Source organism: Flammeovirga sp. SJP92 (genome assembly GCF_001583495.1).
In the GTDB taxonomy this organism is placed as follows: Bacteria; Bacteroidota; Bacteroidia; order Cytophagales; family Flammeovirgaceae; genus Flammeovirga.
Genome location: NZ_LQAQ01000018.1, coordinates 25,658 through 51,086 on the forward strand (window position 1 = coordinate 25,658; position 25,429 = coordinate 51,086).

21 protein-coding genes are annotated in these 25,429 nt (G+C 35.7%); 9 read left to right on the forward strand and 12 right to left on the reverse strand.

Annotation, left to right across the window (positions count from 1 at the left end):
• Positions 1-64: 64 nt before the first annotated feature.
• The 4 genes from AVL50_RS03890 to AVL50_RS03905 all read right to left on the reverse strand — a co-directional run bounded on the left by AVL50_RS03890 (position 65) and on the right by AVL50_RS03905 (position 4,092).
• On the reverse strand, positions 65-550 hold the full coding sequence (locus tag AVL50_RS03890; RefSeq protein WP_172826756.1) for a hypothetical protein: 486 nt from the start codon (positions 548-550) through the stop codon (positions 65-67).
• 1,216 nt (positions 551-1,766) lie between these two features.
• On the reverse strand, positions 1,767-2,198 hold the full coding sequence (locus AVL50_RS03895) for a hypothetical protein (RefSeq protein WP_157491132.1): 432 nt from the start codon (positions 2,196-2,198) through the stop codon (positions 1,767-1,769).
• Positions 2,199-2,343: 145 nt separating this feature from the next.
• Positions 2,344-3,528 carry a PLP-dependent aspartate aminotransferase family protein gene (locus tag AVL50_RS03900; protein ID WP_062615176.1) on the reverse strand — a complete coding sequence of 395 codons (1,185 nt, stop codon included), beginning with the start codon at positions 3,526-3,528 and terminating at the stop codon, positions 2,344-2,346.
• 138 nt (positions 3,529-3,666) lie between these two features.
• Positions 3,667-4,092 carry an OsmC family protein gene (locus AVL50_RS03905; protein ID WP_044204104.1) on the reverse strand — a complete coding sequence of 142 codons (426 nt, stop codon included), beginning with the start codon at positions 4,090-4,092 and terminating at the stop codon, positions 3,667-3,669.
• An 87-nt stretch (positions 4,093-4,179) separates the two neighbouring features.
• Between AVL50_RS03905 and AVL50_RS03910 the strand changes: the two genes are divergently transcribed.
• From AVL50_RS03910 to AVL50_RS03920, 3 genes are all read left to right on the forward strand, one after another.
• A complete protein-coding gene (locus AVL50_RS03910; protein ID WP_062615177.1) occupies positions 4,180-4,488 on the forward strand; it encodes a rhodanese-like domain-containing protein in 309 nt (102 codons plus the stop codon).
• Positions 4,489-4,642: 154 nt separating this feature from the next.
• A complete protein-coding gene (locus AVL50_RS03915; protein WP_062615178.1) occupies positions 4,643-5,089 on the forward strand; it encodes a GNAT family N-acetyltransferase in 447 nt (148 codons plus the stop codon).
• 153 nt (positions 5,090-5,242) lie between these two features.
• The gene (locus tag AVL50_RS03920; RefSeq protein ID WP_062615179.1) at positions 5,243-5,776 is read left to right on the forward strand and encodes a dihydrofolate reductase family protein; all 534 of its coding nucleotides are present in this window, start codon (positions 5,243-5,245) and stop codon (positions 5,774-5,776) included.
• A gap of 62 nt (positions 5,777-5,838) precedes the next feature.
• On the opposite strand, the gene AVL50_RS03925 is transcribed toward AVL50_RS03920, so the two are convergent.
• Both AVL50_RS03925 and bcp read right to left on the reverse strand, forming a co-directional pair.
• Entirely contained in the window at positions 5,839-6,681 is an 843-nt protein-coding gene (locus tag AVL50_RS03925) for a transketolase (protein WP_062615180.1), read from the reverse strand.
• Positions 6,682-6,755: 74 nt separating this feature from the next.
• The gene (gene bcp, locus AVL50_RS03930; protein ID WP_062615181.1) at positions 6,756-7,205 is read right to left on the reverse strand and encodes a thioredoxin-dependent thiol peroxidase; all 450 of its coding nucleotides are present in this window, start codon (positions 7,203-7,205) and stop codon (positions 6,756-6,758) included.
• Between the two features lie 218 nt (positions 7,206-7,423).
• On the opposite strand from bcp, the gene AVL50_RS03935 reads away from it, so the two are divergent.
• The 5 genes from AVL50_RS03935 (at position 7,424) to gdhA (ending at position 12,831) form a co-directional block, all read left to right on the forward strand.
• Positions 7,424-8,539 carry a glycosyltransferase gene (locus AVL50_RS03935; RefSeq protein ID WP_082795652.1) on the forward strand — a complete coding sequence of 372 codons (1,116 nt, stop codon included), beginning with the start codon at positions 7,424-7,426 and terminating at the stop codon, positions 8,537-8,539.
• A 93-nt stretch (positions 8,540-8,632) separates the two neighbouring features.
• On the forward strand, positions 8,633-8,887 hold the full coding sequence (locus tag AVL50_RS03940; protein WP_062615183.1) for a hypothetical protein: 255 nt from the start codon (positions 8,633-8,635) through the stop codon (positions 8,885-8,887).
• Between the two features lie 33 nt (positions 8,888-8,920).
• The gene (locus AVL50_RS03945) at positions 8,921-10,192 is read left to right on the forward strand and encodes an ABC transporter permease (RefSeq protein WP_062615184.1); all 1,272 of its coding nucleotides are present in this window, start codon (positions 8,921-8,923) and stop codon (positions 10,190-10,192) included.
• Positions 10,193-10,214: 22 nt separating this feature from the next.
• The gene (locus AVL50_RS03950) at positions 10,215-11,444 is read left to right on the forward strand and encodes a PP2C family protein-serine/threonine phosphatase (RefSeq protein ID WP_062615185.1); all 1,230 of its coding nucleotides are present in this window, start codon (positions 10,215-10,217) and stop codon (positions 11,442-11,444) included.
• 43 nt (positions 11,445-11,487) lie between these two features.
• A complete protein-coding gene (gene gdhA, locus AVL50_RS03955) occupies positions 11,488-12,831 on the forward strand; it encodes an NADP-specific glutamate dehydrogenase (protein WP_062615186.1) in 1,344 nt (447 codons plus the stop codon).
• A gap of 70 nt (positions 12,832-12,901) precedes the next feature.
• Here the strand turns inward: gdhA and AVL50_RS03960 are convergent, their stop codons facing one another.
• A complete protein-coding gene (locus tag AVL50_RS03960; protein WP_062615187.1) occupies positions 12,902-14,542 on the reverse strand; it encodes a SusD/RagB family nutrient-binding outer membrane lipoprotein in 1,641 nt (546 codons plus the stop codon).
• Between the two features lie 14 nt (positions 14,543-14,556).
• On the reverse strand, positions 14,557-17,571 hold the full coding sequence (locus tag AVL50_RS03965) for a SusC/RagA family TonB-linked outer membrane protein (RefSeq protein ID WP_062615188.1): 3,015 nt from the start codon (positions 17,569-17,571) through the stop codon (positions 14,557-14,559).
• 236 nt (positions 17,572-17,807) lie between these two features.
• Here AVL50_RS03965 and AVL50_RS03970 point away from each other — a divergent pair, with 236 nt between their 5' ends.
• Positions 17,808-20,435: a hypothetical protein gene (locus tag AVL50_RS03970; RefSeq protein ID WP_062615189.1), complete on the forward strand. Its 2,628-nt coding sequence runs from the start codon at positions 17,808-17,810 to the stop codon at positions 20,433-20,435.
• 59 nt (positions 20,436-20,494) lie between these two features.
• Here AVL50_RS03970 and AVL50_RS03975 read toward each other — a convergent pair whose 3' ends face one another.
• The 4 genes from AVL50_RS03975 to AVL50_RS03990 form a co-directional block, all read right to left on the reverse strand.
• Positions 20,495-21,148 (reverse strand): hypothetical protein, encoded by a 654-nt coding sequence (locus AVL50_RS03975; RefSeq protein WP_062615190.1) that lies wholly within the window; start codon positions 21,146-21,148, stop codon positions 20,495-20,497.
• 146 nt (positions 21,149-21,294) lie between these two features.
• Complete coding sequence (locus AVL50_RS03980; RefSeq protein ID WP_157491133.1) at positions 21,295-21,699, reverse strand: lipocalin family protein; 405 nt, start codon at positions 21,697-21,699, stop codon at positions 21,295-21,297.
• A gap of 153 nt (positions 21,700-21,852) precedes the next feature.
• The gene (gene secDF / locus AVL50_RS03985) at positions 21,853-24,819 is read right to left on the reverse strand and encodes a protein translocase subunit SecDF (protein ID WP_062615192.1); all 2,967 of its coding nucleotides are present in this window, start codon (positions 24,817-24,819) and stop codon (positions 21,853-21,855) included.
• A gap of 142 nt (positions 24,820-24,961) precedes the next feature.
• Entirely contained in the window at positions 24,962-25,294 is a 333-nt protein-coding gene (locus AVL50_RS03990; protein WP_062615193.1) for a hypothetical protein, read from the reverse strand.
• Positions 25,295-25,429: the final 135 nt, after the last annotated feature.

Below are 25,429 nucleotides of genomic sequence, written 5' to 3' on the forward strand. Positions count from 1 at the left end.
CATTTTAATGTTAATTGTAATTTAAGTTATAAACTTATTCAATTCGACAGGCCTAAGTAACGCCCTACAGCTTATTACTTGGACCTGTAGGGGATGTTGGTTCCAAAATCAACCATTCCTTTAAAAGTTTTAAGCCATCAACAACATTCAATACTTTCTCCTCAGGTGGAATATATAATAGACTAGAATCATAACTATATTTTCTTTCAATAGATAGCAAAACAACCCACTTAGAAGTGTCTTCGTAATGAGTAACGGCCTCCTTTTTAAAAGGGTAAAACAACTGCAACACATGACACACATTATCCGACACAGGTTTAATTGCTATATCACTTTCATATATAGGTTCTTTTTTCTCGAATTGAATAAACTTTAAATAATAATATGGAGGACCAATTTCATAGTCTTCTGAATTAAACAAATCAATTACGTTATTTGGATTGTGCTTTTTAGAAAAAGTCATTATTTCGTAATCATCTTCATAACTACCCACCCAAATTGAAGGGATTTCTAGAATGTTTTTTTTGGCCCTATTGCCATTGTTTGACATACTAAGCTTTTCAAATTTATTATCACTATTATTCGCACTACAGGATAATAATAACATTAATAATAAATTAATCACTCTATTTCTTATTAAGAGAATCAACGTAATCCGTGCTTCCATGATAGGCCTTAAACTCTTCTTGTGAAAATTTATAAACTTTGCTCCCAACTGGCGACAAATGTTAAGCAGGAGGCGTTACTTGTATCTATATTTGGAAGGAATCTGTTGACTCCCTGCACCACAAATTAATGGTCAATTTTTACTGATGAAAGGATTAATGGAATTTGTAATTCTATTCTGAATATTTTTGACACTGTCGGTTCGGAAGTCTAGAGACATATTCGATTGTTAAACACAAATATCGACTTAACCTCTTTCCCCTCTATATGGGAAAGGGTTTCCCATATAGAGGGGACACCTTTTCCCATTACTATGAGCCTCTCTTTCCCATGAGTATGGGACAACAACGCCTTCCAATAGATCCACACCAGTACATCCCGGCACATACACACTGTATATGCCGGGACGTACAGGTTGCGAGTGCTAGGACTTACATGATGTACATGCTACTATGTACACTATGTAAGTCCTAGCACTTGCACCGTTTTAATGTATACATACCACAATTTCATTCAGGATCCACCTTATTTCAAATCACAGCTATAAAGCTAATTGTAATATAAAACAAGCCAATCTACATGCGGATAGATTGGCTTGCTTTGTTGTTATAAGTTACAAACTTATTCAATTGGATCGTTCGAAGTAACGCCTACGGCTTAATACTTCAAACAGTGTAAGACTTAGAGCAGTTGGGGGAGGTATAAATATCTATTCTTAAACCATGAACATGTTCAACAGACAAGCAAGCACCATCAAATCCCACCTGGCGCAAGTGTTAAGCCGCAGGCGTCACTTGTGTCTATATTTGTAAGGAGTCTGTTGACTCCCTACACCACAAGTTAATGGTCAATTTTTACAGATAAAAAGGTTCATGGAATTTGTCTAGTTGGTTCGGAAGTCTGGAGACTTTTCCGATTGTTAGACACAAGTGACGCCTATCGGCTTAACACTTGCGCCAGAGGGAGGACTGATAGCCAACCTACATGCGGATAGACTGACTCGTTTTTTGTTATAAGTTACAAACTTATTCAATTGGATAGTTCGAGGTAACGCCTACGGCTTAATACATCGAACAGTGTGAGGGGGGAATAGATGGAAATTAAATTTTAAAATAAATTTCATATTGTAATGGTATATGTTTTCCATCACTATTTTTAGCTGGAATAGATTTAGGCATTTCTAATAAAATCTTTCTTATTTTTAATTCCAAAGAATTGTGTTGATCAATATTACATATGTTCCTAAAAGATATGTCTTTGATGGTACCATCGGATTCAATAATAAATAATATTCTAGTATTATCTATTCCTTGAATTAATTCATCCTTAGTTATTTTCAACCTTTTAGTTATGAAACTTAATATATTGACAACATTATTATTATATGTAACACTATCAGTTTCAGTTGGAATATATACAAACCTATTAAAACAATAATCATAGGTCAAACTATGATTAGTATCGATAAATCTACATTTTAAATAAACCAAACAAAACAAGAGTAATATTGAAATTAAGACTTTTTTTTTCATAAATGTTTTCATTTAACTCATGCTCCCTACTGACGCCTTTGTTAAGCCATAGGAGTCACTTGATACATGAATTTATAAAATAAAAAAACACCAACTCAGGAATAGCTCCCAAATTGGTGTTCTCATTTATTTTTAAGGCTGATGATTAGCTTTGGCTTTTTGCTAAAGCTTGTTTGATATCAGCTAAAATATCATCTACATGTTCCAAACCAACTGAAATACGGATTAGACCTGGCGTGATCCCTACGGCTAATCTTTCTTCCTCTGTCAATTTAGAGTGCGTTGTTGATGCAGGGTGAGTTGCAATTGTTCTTGTATCACCTAAGTTCGATGACTTAGAAATTAACGCTAAGCTGTTCCAGAATTTTTTTCCAGCTTCCACACCACCTTTTATTTCAAAAGAAACTAAAGCACCACCTAATCTCATTTGCTTTTTCGCTAATTCATGACCAGGATGTGACTCCAAGAATGGGTACTTTACTAACTCCACTTCAGAAAGACCTTCTAAAGCAGTAGCAACAGCGTGAGCACTTTCACAGTGCTTCTCCATTCTAATTGATAAAGTTTCTAGCGATTTCGAAAGAATCCAACCATGGAAAGGTGATAATGCAGGACCTGTATGTCTTGACATAAATTTCACTTTCTCCATCAATTCTTTTGAACCTAGAATAGCACCTGCTAACACTCTACCCTGCCCATCAATGAACTTAGTAGCGGAGTGTGTAACAATATGAGCACCTAATTTCAAAGGATTCTGTAAATAAGGAGTAGCGAAACAGTTATCTACATTCAAAATGACATCATGCTTATCAGCGATAGCCGCTAAAGCTTCAATATCAATAATGTCTAATGCTGGATTGGAAGGTGTTTCGATAAAGATCATCTTCGTGTTTGGAGTGATCGCTTTATCAAATCCTTCTAAATCATGAATATCAACATATGTATGAGTGACTCCCCATTTTGGTAATAACTGCGTTAGAATTTGGTGTGTAGAACCAAATAAAGAACGAGAAGCTACAATATGATCTCCTTGACTTACAAAAGAAGCAATACTCAAAAACATGGCCGCCATACCTGATGATGTGGCAATACCTGCTTCCGCACCTTCCAATTGTACTAGCTTATCAATAAACTCGTCATTGTTAGGGTTAGAATATCTTGAATAAATATTACCTTCTACCTCATCTGAAAATAGAGCATTCGCATGGTCAGCATCTTCAAATGTAAAACTTGAAGTGGCATAAATGGGCACAGAGTGCTCTCTGTTTTGCGAACGGGGTGTTTGCGCTCTTACCGCAATAGTTTCAAATTTCTTCTCTTCTTGACTCATACAGTTTGTTAGTTAGATACTTGATTATCAATCAAGTTTCAATATTACTAATTAATAATGAAAATAAAGTCTTCCATTGTGATTTTTTAAGAGCAATTAAAGCCAGTTATCGCACACAATAGACTTTCTAGGACTGCTTTATTCTGCAATAATTTCAAAAGAATGCGTAATTGTTGCAGTTGATTTTACCATCTCAGCTACAGAACAATATTTCTCTACGGCTAACTCTACCGCACGCTTTGCTTTTGCTTCGTTGATTTCTCCGAATAGCTTAAAATGAACATGTACCTTTTCGAAAGGAGCAGGAACAGCATCTACACGGTCACCTTCTACTGAAATTTTCACATCGTTGATTACTTGACGTTGTTTTTTCAGAATATGAATCAGGTCAAAACATGCACAGCCAGCCACACCTGTTAGAACTAATTGCATTGGACTAAAAGCACTTCCTTCGCCCATGCCATCCATTTTGCCCTTACCAGCATCAATGAATAAAGAGTTCCCTTCTTCTGAGGTAGCTTCGAATTTTACGCCTTCGTTTACTCGATTTAGTTCAATTTTCATGACTGAATGTAATTTTTATACTTGATTATTTGTTCAATACACAAAGGTTTGATAAAATTACGAGAATACAAACTAAATTAGGGAACTATGAAAAGTATTACTGTAGAAGAATTCAAAGAATTACAGGATAGCGGTGCTGACTTCCAGCTTATAGATGTACGTGAAGACTACGAGTATGAGGAGGCTAACTTAGGTGGAATCTTGATTCCATTGGCTACTGTTGTTGAAGAAGTAGAACAATTCAGCAAAGACAAAAGAGTGATCGTTCATTGCCGTAGCGGTAAGAGATCTGCAAACGCTATTCAAGCTCTTGAAAGCATGTTTGGCTTCACCAACCTTGAAAACTTAGAAGGTGGTATCTTAGCTTACATCGACGAATACGGATTAGACGACTAATTCTATTCTTGAAAAATACACCTTTTTTAAGCCTTCTTGATTTAGACTTTCTAATTTTAAGAAGGCTTTTTTGTGTTTTAATTTTTTAACTGATTATCTATTCCTAAGATCTTTTCCGATATTTGCACCATTAAGAATCTTAATTTAATTATCAATGTCTGATACATTATCCATTGTCATTTTTCAAGGTGTTGACTCTGATTGGTGGCCTGCAGTAATGCAAATCCGTAAAGAAGTTTTTGTTGATGAACAAGAAATCGACATTGCTTTAGAGTTTGATGAAAACGAGCCCAATGCTTTTCACTTATTAGTTTTGGATGACGGGCATCCGGCAGGTGTTTGCCGATTCTTCCCAACTGAAGAAGGATACAAACTAGGACGTTTTGCAGTATCAAAACCTTACAGAGGACAAGGAATAGGCAATGCTTTACTTCAAGCCAGCCTTTCTGAAATTGAAGATGTGGCTGAAGAAGGCACTAGAATGTATCTTCACGCTCAAACGTATGCAACTCAGTTTTACGAAGATGAAGGTTTTGCTGTAAAAGGTGATGAATTTACAGAAGATGGGATTCCACATGTTTTAATGGAACAATTCGTCTAAAACAATATATAGAGGCTGTTAATGATACAGTCTCTTTTTTTTATGATAGATATTGGTTATTATGTATATGAACTAGGACATAAATACTCATTTTATCCTTGACACTTTCATTTAACCCTTTTTGAATAACCCAACACATAAATAACTACTGAAATGAATAACAAAGTTTATATCGCCACTAGTATTGATGGTTTTATTGCTGACAAAAATGAAGGACTGGACTGGCTCCAAACCGTCCCTAATCCCAAAAATGATGATATGGGATTTGCAGACTTCATGAAATCAATTGATGCTCTGATTATGGGGAGGAAAACATATGAAATGGTAAAAAGCTTTGGAGGAGAGTGGCCTTACAGCAAACCTGTATTCGTTTTGAGCAACTCCATTCAAGAAGTTCCCGACCACCTCTCAGAAAAAGTGTCTATCATAAATGGTCCATTAAATGAGGTACTGGAAAAGCTCTACGCTCAAAACTACCTTGATTTATATATTGATGGAGGCTCTGTCATACAAAGTTTCTTAAAGCAAGATTTGATAGATGATTTAATCATTTCTACTATTCCAGTAATACTTGGCGGGGGATCTCCATTATTTGGTGAAACTGACAAGCTGTTAGAATTCGAGTTCGTTAGCTCTAAGTTACTTTTAGGTCAAATTGTTCAAACCCATTATTCAAGAAAAAAATAAAACAAAAAAGGCTAGGTAATTCTAAAATCACCTAGCCTTTTTAATATTCAGAGAATTACTGATTAGTAATCACCTAAAGTCTCTTCTAATTGCGCTAAAGCTGCTTCAGTTTGCTCTGCGTTTGGAGCAACACCGTGCCACTTGTGCGTACCTACCATATAATCGATTGGGAAGCCCATCTCAGTCTTCATTACGATCATGATTGGCTTACCGTTTCCTGAAAGCTCTTTTGCTTGCGTCAATGCAGCATCTAATTTTTCCATGTCGTTACCTTCAGCAACGATAGTCTCCCAACCAAATGCTTTATACTTCGCTTCAATATCGATCAAGCTTAATACGTCAGATACATCACCATCAATTTGACGGTTGTTGTAATCGATGATACCTACTAAGTTGTCAATTTTGTTGTGAGCGGCATACATTGCTGCTTCCCAAATTTGACCTTCTTGTTGCTCACCATCACCCATTAAACAATAGACCATTTTGTCGTCATTGTTTAATTTCTTCGTCAATGCAGTACCTGCAGCAACTGATAAACCTTGTCCTAATGAACCAGAAGCCATACGTACACCTTCTAAGTGCTCATAAGGAGTTGGGTGACCTTGTAATCTTGAGTCGATTTTTCTGTGAGTAGCCAATTCAGATACTGGGAAGTAACCAGCTCTAGCCAGCGTGCTATAAAAAACAGCTGAAATATGACCGTTTGAAAGATAGAAAACATCTTCACCTACAGCATCCATTTTGAACTCCTTGTTGTGTTCCATGTGCTTAAAGTAAAGTGCTACAAATAAGTCAGCACATCCTAGGGCTCCGCCTGGGTGACCGTTTCCTGCACCGTTTACCATTCTAACGATGTCACGTCTTACTTGAGACGCTATTCTTTTCAATTCTGCTATCTCTGCCATCTTTCTTTGATGTAAGCTATTTATTATATGTTTATTGGGTTTTTACACCCAACTATTATTTTCCGACTGCAAACTTAACCAATTATCTGTTTAGTATGCTCTTTCGTCTTCACCTTTTTAATAATGTCCGTTAAAATTCCCTCTTCATCGATGATAAAAGTGGTTCTGACCGTTCCCATGTACTCTTTTCCGAACGTTTTTTTCAATTGCCAAGTACCATAAAGGTCATGAACTTTGTGATCTACGTCTGCCAAAAGTGGAAATGGCAACTCATGTTTGGCAATAAATTTTTGGTGACGCTCTTCTGAATCAGTACTTACACCCAATACCACATAACCTTCAGACATTAGTTTTTCATAGTTGTCTCTCAGGTCACAAGCTTGAGCTGTACAGCCAGGCGTCATGTCTTTCGGATAAAAATAAAGTACTACTTTCTTTCCTTTAAAATCAGAAAGCTTTACTGTATTACCATTTTGATCTAAGCTCTCGAATTCTGGAGCTGCCTGTCCGATTTCTAATGACATAATTGTATTGTTTTAGTGTAATTTGTTGTGTGTTGACAAATGTAGAATTTTCATAGGGAGTTACAAAAAATGAGATCTCCTTAAATCATAAAAAACACATTATTGAAACAAGTAACGATTGAGAATTCGTTTTGTTTATCACAAGAGAATTATTTTTGTAGTAATTTTGAATGAAAACATATCAAAACCATCATTAAGATTAAACACAGAAGTATACATTGGAATATTGTTTTTTAGTACTGGGTATTCTCTATTTTTTTTACTTATTAAGATTAATACACCTTTGGAACAGCTCTATTTCTATTCCAACTAACAAGGAGTTGACTACTGCTGTAACGGTTGTTGTTGCTTTGCGAAATGAGGAAAAGAATATCGAAACATTATTTCAATCATTAAAACAACAGTCTTATCAGCATTTCAATTGTTGCTTTATCAATGATCATTCTGACGACAATACTGCATTGCTACTAGAAGAAAAAGTAAAGTCAGCCTCTGATCAGTTTAAAGTAATTTCTCTGAATAAAAATGAAGAAGGGAAAAAAATGGCTATAAGGAAAGGGGTAGAAAACGCACAGGGTGATCTCATCATTACAACAGATGCAGATTGCGTGCATGATCCTGATTGGATTAAGACGATTGTTGCATACTATCATCAATACAAAAAACCAAAACTACTATCAGGCCCTGTTCAATTTTCTCCTTCCAATACTTTTTTACAACAACTCATGACCATTGAGTTTGGAAGTCTGATACTCACTGGCGCCACTTCTATCATGAATAAACAGCCAAATATGTGCAATGCGGCAAACTTAGCATTTCAACGAGAGGCTTTTCTTCATCAAAATAATTATGAAAAACACATTCATATCCCAACCGGTGATGATGAATTTCTGATGCATCAAATCGCCGCTGAAGATCCGTCTAAAATCAGGTTTATTAAAAACTCCAAAGCTATTGTGCAAACTCCTCCACCAGAGGGATTTAGTTCGTTTATACAACAAAGAATACGCTGGGCTAGTAAATGGAGGCATTATGATAACAAATCACCCCAGCTGAGTGCTATTTTTATTTTCTTATTACATTTTAGTTTTATAGGTTCATTGGCCTCTGTTACTTTCTTTTCTGGAAATTGGTTAATATTGCTCTCAGGTTTGGCAGTAAGATTGTTGATAGAGTTGTACTTTAATAAGATTATGCTCAAATGGCAAGGTGATCACAGGCTTGTAAAATGGATTCCACTTGTTTCCCTTCTCTATCCATTTTATGCATTTAGCATTGGTTTGCTCGCCACTTTTAGCAAGTATTCGTGGAAGAATAGAAAATATAATGTTTAGAACAGCTATGAAAGCTTCCTTTTCATGAAAAATATTTTCCAAACATGCTCTTAATCTTCCAAATTTATTATTTTTGAAATAAGATTTTTTTTTATGACTGATATTGAATACGACATTCTTGATGAACTCTATTTTGTTGTGAGTTTCAAAGATTTACTTTCTGAGGTTTCACTACAGGAAGAAACCTTAAAAACAACACTAAAGAGTTTAATAGAAAAAGGTTGGGTACGTTCTTTTTCTTCTCCATCGGAAGAAATTGAAATTGAACTTTCAGATTTTGAGAATTTATACTCATCATTGTATTATCTTGCCTCGAAGAAAGGCTTGTTAGCTCATAATTCTCAATAAAGACACTAACTCTTATTCTTTTACATAGCATAGATGACAGCGTACGAAGTACATAAACCACCATCACACTTTGTCAAAAAGAGACTAAAGCGGAACACTCCTGCCATGATCTCTATTGTCTATATTTTCATATTGGCATGTATGGCTATTGCCGGCTATTTGATCATGCCTGATGGTACCCACTTTGCCAATGATGGTCTTTTGGAAGCTTCTAAAAAACCTCCAATGTTTACTGTGGATGTACTGAAACAGAAAAAGGATATAGTGGTACACACTCCTTCTGTCATTGACATTTTATTGAATGGTGAAGAGAATAAGTTTTTTGAGATTCCAATTGTCGGGACTCCCAAAATTGTTGGAGATTCTGTCTTTTTTGTAGTCTATCCGGGCTTAGAAAAAAAATCACTTCATACTACCAAAAGGTTGGAAATGGGACTTCCCCTGGTCGAAGTGGTAAAATCAATTTACTCTTCCCCTTCCGAAATTCTTGGTAAGAATCTCCCTCACAACTACATCACAAGAGGCGACTCAACCATTTACTTGAACGAAAGACAAAATGTTCAAAAGGCCTATAGAAATGACCTGATCAAGGAATTTGAAAGCAAGCACATAGAAAAGAAAACTTTTATACTCGGTACTGATAAAATAGGACGTGATGTATTAAGCCGTCTGATATTTGGTACAAGAGTATCATTAACCATCGGATTTATTTCACTGATCATTTCATTAACCATCGGAATTTTAATTGGATCGATGAGTGGTTATTTTGGCGGTTACATTGACAAAATAGCATTATGGCTAATGACCATAACTTGGTCGATTCCTGCCATTATGTTGGTAGTAGCTGTTCGTCTGGCACTTCAAAGTGAAGGTGTATGGGTAACTTTTGTAGCTGTTGGTCTGACGATGTGGGTTGAAGTAGCTCGTGTGATCAGAGGACAGATTCTATCCATCAAACAAAAGGATTATGTTGAAGCAGCAAGAGCTTTAGGATATTCTAATACAAGAATCATTTGGCATCACATACTACCTAATGTCTTGAGTCCTCTTGCTGTAATTTGTGCTTCTAATTTTGCTTCGGCAATACTCATTGAAGCAGGTTTAAGTTTCCTAGGATTAGGTGGACCACCATCTATGCCATCATGGGGAACGATGATTAAAGAAGGTTTAACAGAATTAACACCTAGTGGACATTGGCATCTAATCATTTTCCCTTGTCTTGCTATTAGCCTTACTGTTTTGGCCTTTAATTTAATTGGGAACGGGCTTAGAGATGCCTTTGACCCACATTCTAATTCAAAATAAAATATATTGTATTCATATACCTATGGCGAATCCTATTGATAAACGATTAATGCTGAAAGAAATGCAGTTAGAATCTCTTTTTGAGACGATAAGTGCTATCAACGCAAATAAATCGGAAGAAGATCTTTATACTATCTACAAACTAACGCTTTCATCAAACCCTAGTATTTCAAATCTTCTTCTATTTGTTTTTGATGAGGATTTGCAAGAACATGTTCGTTATGTTAATTATGGCAACCATGACCATGATCTAACAGAGCGTTTTCCAAAAGCCTTTGAAGATTATACAAAAACTTCTAAGCTAAATTCAAAACCTGAAGGATTTCAAAATTTTGATACGATCATTCCAATCAAGCATAAAAATGATGTTTTAGCTTACGCATTGGTTGGAGTTGCATCAGAAAAACATATTGATTTTCATGACTCCGGCTTTACAGAGGCTTTGAGTAATATCATTTTGGTAGCTATTGAAAATAAAAAGCTAGCAAGAAAAGAAGAGAAACAGAAGGAAACGAAAAAGCAGTTGAAAATTGCCTCTCAGGTGCAGACAATGCTTTTCCCTAGAAACTTGCCTTACGGCGATGATGTTCCTGTTTCGATTCATGCAAGCTACATGCCCCACCACTCGATCGGCGGTGATTATTATGACTTTATCCAAATGACGGATACAAAGTTCTTAATTTCTATTGCTGATGTATCCGGGAAAGGGGTTCCAGCGGCTATTTTAATGTCCAATTTCCAAGGAACAATTCGAGCTTTAGCAAGAAGAAATATGGATATTGAGAGTATTGTTCATGAAGCCAATACTCAAATTTTAGAAAGTGCTCAAGGTGAAAATTTCATCACTGCTTTCTTCATGGTGTTCGATACCGATACACAATGCATTCACTACATCAATGCAGGACACAACCCTCCATTCCTCTATAATGAAAATAAATTCTCTCGTTTAGAAGAAGGTACAACAATTTTGGGGTCTTTTACAAAATTACCTTTCATTGAAGTTGGAGAAATTAATAACTTGCGAAAGTTCTTCATTTTTGGATTCACAGATGGATTCACAGAAACCTATAATGACGAAGATGAAGAGCTAGGAGATGACAAGTTATTAGAGTTCTTGGATGCAAATATTCAATACGACCAGAAAAAAATGCATAAGAATCTTATTGCACTCCTTAATACTTTCAAGGGACATCAAGCCTATGCCGATGACATCACATTACTGTCGTGCAAGGTGGACCTTGACAAGCAATAAACACATATTTTATTACTTATATTAATTACTAACCTATATTTAAATGCAAAAGCTCGAGTTAAATAGCTTCATGCAGGGTTTAATCAGAAGAAATCCTGGACAACCAGAATTCCACCAAGCTGTGGAGGAAGTGGCAGAGAAATTAATTCCATTCATCAACGAAAACCCCAAATACTTAGACGCTTCAATTTTGGAGCGTATGACAGAGCCTGATAGAGTAATCAGTTTCCGTGTAACATGGATGGACGACGAAGGCAACATTCGTGTAAATAGAGGTCACCGTGTACAATTCAACGGTGCTATTGGTCCTTATAAGGGTGGTCTTCGTTTCGATAAATCAGTATCATTAGGTACTTTAAAATTCTTAGGTTTTGAGCAAGTTTTAAAGAACTCTCTAACTACATTACCGATGGGTGGTGCAAAAGGTGGTTCTGACTTCAACCCTAAAGGAAAATCAGAAGCAGAAATTATGAGATTCTGTCAAGCTTTTATGACAGAACTTTACAGATATATTGGTAAGGATACGGACGTTCCTGCCGGCGATATTGGTGTTGGCGGTAGAGAAGTAAGTTATATGTTTGGTCAGTACCGTCGTATTGCCAACGAATATACAGGTGTTCTTACAGGTAAAAACTTAGCATTTGGTGGATCAAATGCTAGAACTGAAGCCACAGGTTATGGTTCAGTTTACTTCGCTAAAGAAATGCTTGCTGTTAGAAATGATGACTTCAACGGTAAAGTAGCTGTAGTATCAGGATCTGGCAACGTAGCACAATATACTGTTGAAAAATTAATTCAATTAGGAGCAAAAGTAGTAACAGTATCAGACCGTGGTGGTTTCTTACATGATCCTGATGGAATCGATGCAGAAAAATTAGCTCATATTCAACAACTAAAAAATGTTGATAGAGTCTCTTTAGAAGAATATACTAAAAAATACACTGGTGCAAAATACACTGAAGGTGCAAGACCTTGGGGTATTAAAGCTGATTTAGCATTCCCATCTGCAACTCAAAATGAGTTGGATGAAAAAGATGCTGAAACTCTTATCTCAAATGGATGTATTTTAGTTTGTGAAGGAGCAAACATGCCTTCAACAATTGGTGCGATTAAAGTATTTGAGAAAAATAAAATCATGTACGGTCCTGGTAAAGCAGCCAACGCAGGTGGTGTAGCGATCTCAGGTCTTGAAATGACTCAAAACTCAATGCGTTTACAGTGGAGCTTTGAAGAAGTTGATGAAAAACTTCAAGGTATCATGAAGAAAATCCACGCTAAATGTGTGAAATATGGTCAAGAAGACGGATGGGTTGATTATGTGAAAGGAGCAAATATTGGTGGCTTCGTAAAAGTTGCTGATGCTTTATTAGCATACGGTGTAATCTAATCCCGTCTCTTTTATAGATGAAACAGGCTAAGTTGTTTGATAATGACTTAGCCTGTTTTTTTATGTCCTATTAGTGGTGATCTTTTGCCCACCATAAATCACTCATAAAATCATTACTTCCATTTTCCAAGGCTTGAATTCCCGAATTATACCCTTTACTGTTGGCTCCTTGTTCACGGCTAGGATATAATACTCTTCCTGGAATTTTCCCATTGGATCTATTATCTGGATGATTGATTTGTTTTTTGGTAACAATAGAAGGATAATGTGTACGTCTCCATTCTGCATAAGATTCATATCCATTGAGCAATAAAGAAACCCATTTTTGAGTATGAATTTCATCCAAAGCCCCCTCTAAACCCATTGCCGGATTACTCCCTAATGTAGGAATTGAAGCTAAATAATCATCTACCTGATCAGACTTTAACGCCTGCTCAGCATTATACATTTCCATTAATTCCATTCCTGCTTTGATACCGCTTTTATATAAAGCATTAGCATCACCTGCTCCATTTATCAATCCTTTTAATTGAGCTTCCGCTAATAAAAACTGAACTTCTGCGTAATGCAGGATAACTGTAGGCGCATTAAGGTGAACTAAATTTTGACGATGTGGCTGAGCAAATCCATAAACACCAATCCCATTCTCAAATTGACTATCAAACTGATTCTCATTTGCAAGGTCTATCATTTCACTCACTTCTAAACCATTCGGTAACCCTTTATAATCTTCACTATTTGAAAAATACTTTTCATCTGAATTATAAACGCCTGCTAGAAAACCCAACCTGGGATCTACCTGATCAGAGTAGTTTCTCAACACATCAATAAAGGTATCTGAGTATCGGAATAGATGAGCTCCTACTCCGCCATAATTAAAAAATACTCTGGAAGTGGGATTCATATAACGGCTATTATCACTGAAATGATTTAAAAAAATATTATCAGCATTAGATTGTAAAACGCCATTATCATACGCTTTTTGAGCATATTTACGAGCAACCTCTGGCGCCTTGTCAGATACTCTTAATGCTAGCCTCAACATTAAAGAATTACAAAATAAATTCCACTTATCGATATCCCCACTAAAGAATAAATCACCATCAATAAAAGCCTCAGCTTGGGAAGGTGGATTACTTAAAACTTGCTGAACACCTTCCAATCGTTCTAATAATCCTTTTATATTTTTTGTCTCATTCCCTAAATAAATATCTTTTTCATTATCGTACCTTGGTTCAAAAATCCCTTCCGTTGCTCCTTTTCCTGCTTCAGAATAAGGAATTGGTCCATAAAAATCTGATAAGCGGTGAAAATTCCAAACCTGTAACACTTCAATCACAGCCAATTTCAATGCATTCTTCTCTTCATTCTCATTTTTTAATTCATAAGCTATCATCTCCAAATTATTAGTGCATTCTCTAAAAATTCTCTCCCAGAAAGCAGACATATACTCTTCATTATAAGTATAATAATTACCTGACCACGATTTTGAGGTCGCTGACAAATGCTGTACAAATTCCTCTGCATAAATCAGGTTTCCTCTCCAAACATCATAATCATCTCCCACTCCATGCAAAATAGCATATGCTAAAATGTTATCATGTGTCATGTTCGTTGACTTATTTGGGTCAACGTTGATATCTGTGTTTACACATGCGGAAAATGAAAACCAAAGTGTGATAATTAAAGCTGTTTTATATATAATTTGCATGATTGTTTTAGTATTTAGAATGAGACATTTAGATTAAAACCGTAGCTTCTTACAGAGGGAAGAGCTATCATTTCAACAGCTCTACCTGTACTTGAAGCGTTTAGAATGGCTGTCGGATCTACATTTTCGGTTGCTTTCCAAATAAAAAATGGATTACTAAACACTGCCGATATTCTTGCAGAAGACAAGTGTATTTTTTCTAATAATGATTTAGAAAAACCATAACCTAAACTGATTTCTTTCACTCTGATGTAAGAAGCATCTCGGATAAACTCTGAATTGATTTCTGAAATTCTGTTGTAGTAGATTTCAGGATTTGGACCAATACCTTGAGTATAATAAAGATCTCTTCCTTCTAAAGTATTGATATGTGTTCCAGATTGATACATATCAGCATTTGTTCCAGAATAAAACTGTCCACCAATCTGCTGATCCAATACAACATTCAATGAAAATTTCTTATAATTGAAGCTTGATGTATAACCTAAAATTGCTGTGGGATTCATACTTCCAATTGACACCAACTCTGATGTATAATTAGGAATTCCATTCTCATCGTATTCAATTTCACCATTCTCATTTCTTGAATAATCTCTACCCATGATCACTCCATATTCTTCACCAACGATGGCATCTACTCTCACATCACCATAATCACTGATGGTAATTTTCTGCATATCACCAATCAAACTGTTCACTTTGTTTTTATTTTGAGTATAATGGATTCCAACATTCCAATGGAAATTTCTATTCACAACAGGCACAAGATTTAACGACACTTCATAACCAGTATTGCTCATACTTCCGGCATTCACCATTCTGCTTGTAAAACCTGAAGCATCTGAAATATCCATATTGATAATCTGATCTTCTGTCACCTGATCATAGTAAGTGAAATTGAAATTGATTCTATCATGAAAGAAACCAAGGTCTGCTCCGAACTCTATAGAAGAAGTCATTTCTGGTAATAAATCTGCATTATTCATTGCTCCAGAATACCCTGCTGGCAAAATTCTATTTCCATTTTTATTGTTGAAACCATTGCCAGCTGTTCTGAAAGTCTGATACAATTTATAAGGATCAGTATCTGAACCTACTTGTGCCCATGATCCTCTAACCTTTGCCAATGTGAACCAAACTGGTAAGTTTATTTTTTCAGAGAATACAATACTTGAACTGAAAGAAGGATAGAAATACGAATTATTTCCGGCAGGTAATGTTGAGGTCCAATCATTTCTTCCTGTCACAGTCAAATACAACCAGCTATCATAACCAAAATCCAAAGATCCGTAAATCGAATTCATTTCTTTTTCAGAATGATTTTGTGTTCCTGACACCAAACCTGCATTACTTACATGATACCAATCTGAATAAAATTGCGTCATCTCTATCCCAACATTATTCTGAGAAAATCGCATCATATTAGCCCCCATAATTCCTGAGATATTAAACTTTCCGAAGTCTTTATTCAAACTTAAATACAAATCATGATTCATTTCATAACGTTCTTTCATACTTTCTTTACTTTCTCCATTACTGATGTAAGGCGTACCCACAGGTGTAATACTCAAATCTCTCCCTGAAGTAAAGTCAAGGCCATTTCTATAATTAATTTTAACCCCTTTGAATAACTCAAAACCAACATTTGCTGATAATAGCACCTTATTTTCAATATCTGTAATGTTCAGATTGTCCATTACCCAATAAGGATTCAATGTATAAACGTCATTAATAAAGCTTGGCTGAGCTCGATTTCTTTTCAGGATTTCTGAAGATTGAGTAGCAGGCATTTTGTGATAAGCATTCGATGGATTAAAAGTCGACTCTCCACCTGAGGACCTGCTTGCATCTTGATGAATATAAGTCAGTTTTGTATCTATAAATAACCGTTTCGATTGATCTGTATTAACTCTTGCTGATATTGAATTTCTTTTAATTGTAGAATTAGGTTGTATGTCTTGGACCTGTTGGTTGGCATAAGAGACCCTTGTTTGTACAGCTTCATTTCCTGCCGAAACCGCAATACTATTATTAAAAACATGACCTGTACTGAATAATGACATTGGGTCCCATCGGTCACTATAACGATAAGTGTTACCATCAAAACCCGTATAATCTTGATCGTTCATCTTAGCTCCCCAGCTTGACAGTCCTGTATCTCTAACTTCAGCTTCTGATGAAGGTATTCTCCCCTGCACACCTTGTCCATAAATATTTTGTCGGGAAGTCAACATATCATTGGGTACACTCCATATCATAGAAGAGTTAAAGTCTACCCCTATTCCATCTTTCTTTTTACCTGTTTTTGTCGTAATCAACAAAACTCCATTTGAAGCTCTAGATCCATACAATGCCGTTGCAGCCGCACCTTTCAATACACTTGTTGAAGCAATATCATCTGGATTAATCATAGATAGGGCATCTCCTTTGTCAGTACCACCCCATTTACCAACACCTCCTTTGGTTCCTCCATCCATCGGCACACCATCAATGACAATCAGCGGATAATTATTTCCCTTCAGGGATGCATTACCTCGAATTGAAATAGATGATGCCTGTCCAGGCCTGTTTCCTGAAATCTGAACTCCTGTCACTCTACCCCCCAAACTATTGGCTACAGAACCTGTATTGACTTGAGTTAAATCATCTCCTCCCACTTCAGAAACAGCATATCCCAAAGCCTGTTTTTCTTTAGAAATACCGAGAGCCGTCACTACTACCTCTTTCAGTTCTTCTACTTCTTCCTCCAATACTACAGTAATATTTTCTAGGTTTACCACCTCTACTTCTTTTTGCTGATATCCCACAAAAGTGAAAATCATTATCTGGCCTAACTCTACATCCAATGTAAACTTCCCATCCATATCTGTGATCACTCCATTTGAAGTACCTTGAATGGAAATATTTACACCAGGGAGCGTGGCTTGGTCTTTTGCATCGAGCACTTGACCATTGATATTATTTTGAGCGTAAGAAGTCAGGTTCGTTATTATAAAAATGACGAACGCAAACAGTTTTAGTTTATACATTTTTATCTGAATTGAAACGTTATGAACAAATCCTTTTTAATAGAGCAAGTCTGAAACCTCTTGTTAGTTTTATACTTTCTTCTTAAAAAGCTTATCACAATGTTACAGGGTATAGGAGGCATTTATCACTTACAAATGGGAGTACAAATGGGATAAAATTATTAATAAATCTAAAATTAGACACTCAACACAATACACATCAACAATCCTAAGTAACGAGTTTGCTTTAATAAAATATGTTTAAGAAATCGCAGGTAAGTACTACATCCAAAAGCTATCACTATTTCAATTCACCAACAGATCCACTTCATCAACTAGAACCAACTAATATGAACAGACTTTTTATCTATTTCATACTTATACAATCATTCATTTTCAACAAAGCTTATGCACAAGGAGGTTTACTATTCAAGGGTTCTTCCATTGAAAAAGAACGACCAACTTCTTTGAAACTACCTAAAGAAAATGGAATAAATACTGATTCATATTTTGAATTAAGTTTTGATTTTTCTCTTGAAAAAGGGAATGAAATCGGTCGTATTCTAAGAGTTATTACTGAACAGGAACACACCATTGATGTCATCTACAATCCAAGTATTAATGGTATCAATCAGAGTTTATTAATTGTACTTGACAAGAAAAATCACATTCTTAGTATTCCACTTAAAAAGTATTCAAAATATATTGACTGGACATTTTTTAAATTTATTGTAGATCAAAATTCACAGCAGTTCACTGTAGTTTTAGATGGAAATGAATTTAAAGCTGAATATCCTCCACTTCCCACTTTCAAATCATTACAGTTAGAATTTGGAGCTTCAAATCAGCAAGGTTTTGAAATCACCGATATTCCTTCTTTCACAATTCAGTCTGTGAAATTTTCATCTTTGAGTGATGTTTATGAATGGCCATTAAATGAATATCAGGGTAACATTGCTAGAGAAATTCATCATGGATTAGATGGTAAAGTGAGCTATCCTCACTGGATATTAAAGGATCACCATCATTGGAGAAAAATTACGGAATTAGAATGTGGTTTTCATCCTGCCATTATGTTTGATTCCTTAAAGCAGGAAATCGTAACCGCTGACCAGAAGTTCCTTCATCGGTATGACGTCCGATCTGGAAATATTACTACTACGCACGTACCTCTTAGAGCTGTGGACAATGGCATTTTTGAAGGGCTTCATCTTCCTAATGAGAAGCGTTTCTTACTTTTTGACATACGAGGAAATACCGTTTCCTCCTTAGCTCATGGTGACACTCTGGCCACTCGAAAAATTTACAACAACAAGGTGATCAACTATTGGTACCCGAATATTTTTTATAATGAGCACAGTCGTCAATTCAAAGAGATCAATGGATATGGACGATTTAAATATAAAACGGATTACCGAAAATACAACCGATACTGGGCACGTTGGGAAGCTTGTGAATTAAAAGGGGACAGCATAGCTCCACGCTACAGAATGGGACAATATAAACTCAATTCGAAAGAATATCTACTTTACGGTGGTGTCGGAAATGAAAATGGCTATCAAGTTCTAGGCACTCAATTTTTTCATGATTTATATAAGATCGACACCAAAACAGATTCAATCCATAAGTTATGGAGCTTTGATCCTCCAATCAAAAACATGAGCAATGCAGGGAATATCTATTTGGATAAACAAGGTGAAAATTTTTACAGCATACTACTGCTCAATCGTCAATACAACACTACAATTCAACTGGCTAAAATCAATATCAAAGATGGAAATGTAGAAACAGTCAGTGATACTTTAGTGGTAAAATATAGAGATACTGAATCACAAATAAAGCTATTCAAGAATTCTAAAAACAACTCTTTCTACCTCTGTCACTTGAACGGCAATTATGACCAGAATAAATCAAAGTTGACTATATATGAATTAAAAGGCCCTCCAATTAGTGCTTCGGAAATGGTGGAGTTAAGCAAAAATAAAAAATACACACCTTCCAATTTTCAATACAGCTATATCATTCTGATTGTTGGTCTCGTCATTTTTTTCTTTGTCATCAGTCATAATTTCAAGGGTTCTTCTCCTTCCAAAAAAGAAAAAGTAGAGGAAAAGGTTTCTAGACATCATACTGAAGAAATTCCGAATATCAGTACACCAGTTCAAGGCAAAAATGCATTCTTGATTTTTGGAAAACTGGAGCTTATTGACCGTGATGGAAATAAAATAACAGATCAAATTACAGAGAAGTTACGACAACTGTTCTTAATTGTACTTTTTTATCCTTATACACACAAACGACCTGTCAGCACATCTGAGTTGACACAACTTTTGTGGCCTAATGCACCAAAACCAAAATCAAAAAACAATAGATCAGTCACTGTTAGAAGATTAAGAATTATTCTAGAACAATGTGATGGAATTCAACTTGTGTACAACAATAAAGGTTGGTCATTTGAATATGCCCCTGACTTTTACAACGAATTTGAGGTATTTACGCAATTAAAAACACAATTAGAGAGTGATAATTTTGAAAGTAGCGACTGTTTTATTGCCTTCTTTCATATTGTTGCAAAGGGAAATTTATTACGACCAATGGCCTTTGAATATTTAGATGATACAATCTCTAATCTCAAAACAGATCTAATCAATACACTTTTAAAGTTTGCCAAAACCAAAAAACATATTCCATGGATAGAACAAATTACAGATTGTATTTTCCAATATGACAAGTTAGATGAAGATGCTCTAATATTGAAAATAAACACGCTTCTTTTGATGGATAAGAAAATTCAAGCACATCAAGAATATTCAAAATTCACTAAGAATCACCTTAGCTTTTTTGGAGAAGCATATCATAAATCTTTTGAAGAATTGATTAAATAAAAAAGCCCATACCTTAAGGTTAAGATATGGGCTTCAATATATTCTTATTTGATTTTGGATTAGAAACCAAAACCACTTGTACTCATTTTAGTATATCCTGCCGTTGATAAAGTGTACTTCTTGTTGATAATTTGAGTTGCCTCAACATCCATTCTTTGATTTTTTGCTTCATCAATAAAGCTAAAACCTAATAACATTTCACCATCAGAAAGATCTATACCAACCTCTTTCGTCATTACTTTTGTCAAGTTTTCGATACCTTTTGCAGGCACTGACAACTTGCCAATATAGATATAAACTCTTTGGCCGTCTTTTTCGCCTTCATAAACACGGCATTTAGTACCTAAGATTTCTTTTTTGATCTTCTTATTTTCAACTGCTTTTACAGAATTAATTCCATAAACGTCAACTGTAGAAGGATCAACTGGAGATTCAATGGCAATCTTTTGGCCGAATTGACGCATTAAAATCAAGTATTTATTATTTTCAAAGTCACATAGCATATATTGTGTTCCTCCATCTTCTTCCATTACTACTCTAGCACCCAAGTAATCATTTTCTCCAATCATTAGAGATACTTTTGGATATTCTAAAGCACGTCCGTTATGCATCTGACTAAACACCAATTGATTGTCAAAAGGATAAGATTGTGCAAAAGCTGAAAGTGATAATGAGCTTAATAATGCTATAAAGGCGATTTTTATAAGTTTCATTCCGGTAAAATTTGTGTTATTTAATTCCTTAAAATAAGACGTAAATTCTTATGATAGGTTTTCCAAAAATAATCAATTCCAAAAGAAAATTACCTCATAATGTATTTATAGGTAATTAAAGGAAGTTAAATAAAGAAAAAATAAGGCTACTTTTCTGTGTTTGAAGCGATAGAATGGAAAATCACCTTACCTCCATAAGCCATATCAATGAGTAAATCTCCCTCTTTGATCAATTTGATATCAGGTCGATTTGGAGCTAAATGATCCATTTTAATACCTGCTGAATTTTCACCGTGCCCCTCTTCAAGAGATACGTTGATCTTTCCTTCAGAAGTTGTATATGTACCTTCAAACTCGTAAAAACTCCCATCAGAATAATCTAAAACATATTGTACTTTTCCATTGGGCTGAAAGGAAAAGGCTACGGTTCCATAAGCTCTTTTATTAATATAGGTAGCCCCATCATCTACATCTGCGGCTATTCCATTAAAAGATATAAAAGCTAAGAATGTTGTGGCCAGCAGTTTTGAAATGTTCATTAGATTATCCATAGTCATCGGTAACGGTTTGTTCAACTTTTACAAACGACGGATAACAATGTATTGACTACATTCAGAAACACTCATTTAATCAATAAAACCTATTTTAACGAAAAAAGCCCCCTGATCACTCAGGAGGCTTCAAAAATTTATCTTTTAAAAGAACTAAGCTTTGATAGCTTCAGGATCTTTTTTGATTTCTTTTTTCGAAGTATCAAATACTACTGGAGCCGCGATAAATACTGAAGAGTATGTACCAACCATGATACCAATAAATAATGAGAATGAGAATCCTCTTAATGCCTCACCACCGAAGATTAATAATACTAAGATTACTAATAAAGTTGTGAATGAAGTGATAATCGTACGGTTTAATGTACCATTGATCGCAGAGTTCATTACATCAATTGTTTTAGAACCTGATGTTGCATTTGAAGTTTCTTCACGAACACGGTCAAATACTACCACGGTATCGTTAATTGAGTAACCAATTACTGTTAATACCGCTGCGATGAATACTTGGTCTAATTCGAAACCTGCACCTAAAAGGTTAGCAATACCGAACGCACCAAATACAACTAATGTATCGTGGAATAAGGCAACAACTGCACCTGCACCGAAGTTCCACTTACCGAAACGTAATAAGATATATAAGAAGATACCCGCTAAAGAGAATAATACTGCCTCTTCTGCACCTTCAGTGATGTCATCTGCAATCGTAGCACCTACTTTTGAAGTTGAAGGAATAACGAATGTACCTGCATCTACTTTTTGCTTATCTGAGTATTTCAAGCCAGTGAATGACTCAATACCTTTAACGATAGCAGCTTGTACTTTATCATCAGCTGCAGTAGACTCATCATCTACTAAGTAAGCTGTAGTGATTTTTAAAGTATTGTCGTTTCCGTAAGTTTTTACTTCAACTGACTTACCTTCTACTTCTTTTACTAATGAACCTTGTAATTTTGAAGGAACAACAGCTTCTTCGAAGTTTACAATATATGTACGACCACCTGTAAAGTCTACACCTAAGTTAAGACCGTTTTCGCTTAGAGCGATAGAACCGATACCTAATGTGATAATGATTGCTGAGAAAATGTAAGCGATTTTACGTTTACCCATGAAATCGTAGTTCGACTGACCCGCTAATTTCTTTGATAAACCAGTTTCGAAGTTTAAGCTTACGTTCTCACCGTGCTTCTTAGTGAAGTAAGAAACAATCAAACGAGAAATGAATACTGCTGAGAAGAATGAACAAACGATACCGATCATTAATGTTACCGCGAAACCTTTGATTGGTCCCATACCGAATGTGTAAAGGAAAGCACCAGTCAATAATGTTGTTAAGTTGGCATCAAAGATTGTCCAGAATGCACGGTCGAAACCATTATTGATTGCTTCTAAAATACCTCTACCTGCTCTTTGCTCTTCACGGATACGTTCGAAGATTAGTACGTTGGCGTCAATCGACATACCGATTGTCAATACGATACCTGCAATACCTGGTAAAGTTAATGCAGCACCAAGCTCTGCTAAGATACCGAAGATAAAGAAGATGTTTGCACCCAATGCAACGTTGGCAATCACACCACCTTTAGCGTAGTAAGCAATCATAAATACGATTACTAAACCTAAACCGATAAGGATTGAAGTCATACCTTCTGATTGAGCAACTTTACCTAATGAAGGACCAACAACAACTTCCTCGATGATACGAGTAGGAGCTGGTAATTTACCTGCTTTTAATACGTTTGCTAAATCTTTTGCTTCGTTGATGTCAAAAGAACCTGTGATTTCTGAACGACCACCGTCGATTTCTGAGTTTACAGTTGGAGCAGTATATACTTCGTTATCTAAAGAGATAGCGATACGACGACCTAAGTTTTGGCCTGTCATTTTCTTCCATTTCTTAGCACCTTCTACGTTCATTGACATAGATACTGCAGGTTGAGCTCTTTGGTCGAAAGACTGGATAGCGTCTGTAATTACGTCACCTGAGATTTTAGCCTCACGGTCTTTCTTTACTACGAATAACTCGAAGTAGCTAACACCTTCTTGAGTTGCCACTGCTTTGTGACCCCATAAGAATTTCATATCTGAAGGAACAACTGAAGTTACGTTTTCATCACGTAACATTTTGTTTACTGCTGAAGTATCGTTCTCAGAGTAAACTAAACCACCTTGCATTTTTGATAAAAGTGGAGAGATTACTGTCTCATCAACTTGAGTTGAATCAGCTGCTGTACTAGTTGAATCACCTTCGAATAAAGAGTTGTTGTCTGAAGCAACAGCTTTTTCTTCTTTTTGAGCAGGAACGTCACCTGCTAATTTCTTACGAGCTTCTTCTTGTTTCACCCACTCTTGGTTCATTTGGAAAATGAATGGCTGAGCTTCTTGGTTAGTCCAAACTTCTAAGAACTCTAACTTTGCAACACCTTGTAATAAGTTACGTACACGCTCAGGGTTATCTACACCTGGTAATTCGATTGAAATACGGTTAGTACCTTGTAAACGTTGGATGTTTGGTTGAGTAACACCAAACTTGTCAATACGAGTACGGATAATTTCGAATGCTCTATCTACAGCACCATCTACTTCGCTTTCTACTAAATCAACTACTTGCTTGTTTGGTGAGTTGAAAGAAATACGACCACGGTTTGCTGATGAAGCAAAGTAAGTTGCGAAAGGAACATTTGGAGCTGCACCTTCTAATGCATCGAAGAAGTTAGTAGTGAATGACTCTCTGTTTTCTTTTTGTGCCTTTGCCGCTTCTGCTAATGCTGTTTCAAATGCTGCATCAACATTTGCACCTGCCATTGCTTTGATTACCTCTACTGGAGATACTTCAAGCGTAACGTGCATACCACCTTGTAAGTCAAGACCTAAAGCTAATTCTTTGTTCTTTACTTCTTCATAAGTGTATGAAGTGAATCCTAAATCGTAAACTGGAGTTTTCCAAAGTGAGTCGATGTAAGATTGTTTTTTGAAATAGTCAACGTGACCATCTGAATCCATTGCATACTCATCCGCGTCGCTTTGAATTGAGCGAGATACGAAAGAGAATGACAAGTCAAATAAACTGAATAGGGTTACAATAACCGCTATAAACAGGATAAAACCTCTGTTTCTCATAGTTGTAATTAAAGTACTATATGATAGCTGAAATGATTAATTTAATATATATACACACGGCTTTGATATTTTGTGTATAGGGCTATACACGCCATAAAAGCGTTAAAACGGTGTCAATACGTAATAGGGGGATAAGAAATAACTAGGGTGCATTGGGCGCTGCATAATAGGTATAGATGCAGGCTACGGCTGTTGAAAGGAAAGTATCAACAACTTCTTTTGTAGGTTTAATTTTGGCAACAGGCTTTAGAATTAACCTGAAGTTTTCTAATTGAGGCAATGTCTTTACAAATACATTACACCAATTTACTGTTTCAGTGCTCTGCGGGATTGCAGTAGACTGATCTTTTAAGACATTGTAAGTAGGCTTCTGTTGTCCTTCTTCCTGATCAACGTCTTTTTCTACACTCACACTTACCTCATTTTTTTCCGACGTAACAGCATATACAGCTTCTGCACCTAGTGCTACAAGCATTAGTATCGCCATTAAAAAAGGGAATAGTTTAAATGATATGTTCGTGTTTCTTTGCATAGAAATTTGTTATCAAGGGCAAAAATAGAAATCATTTGGAAAAAATCACAGTTTAGACCTCGTTTTTTTGTGTTTAAA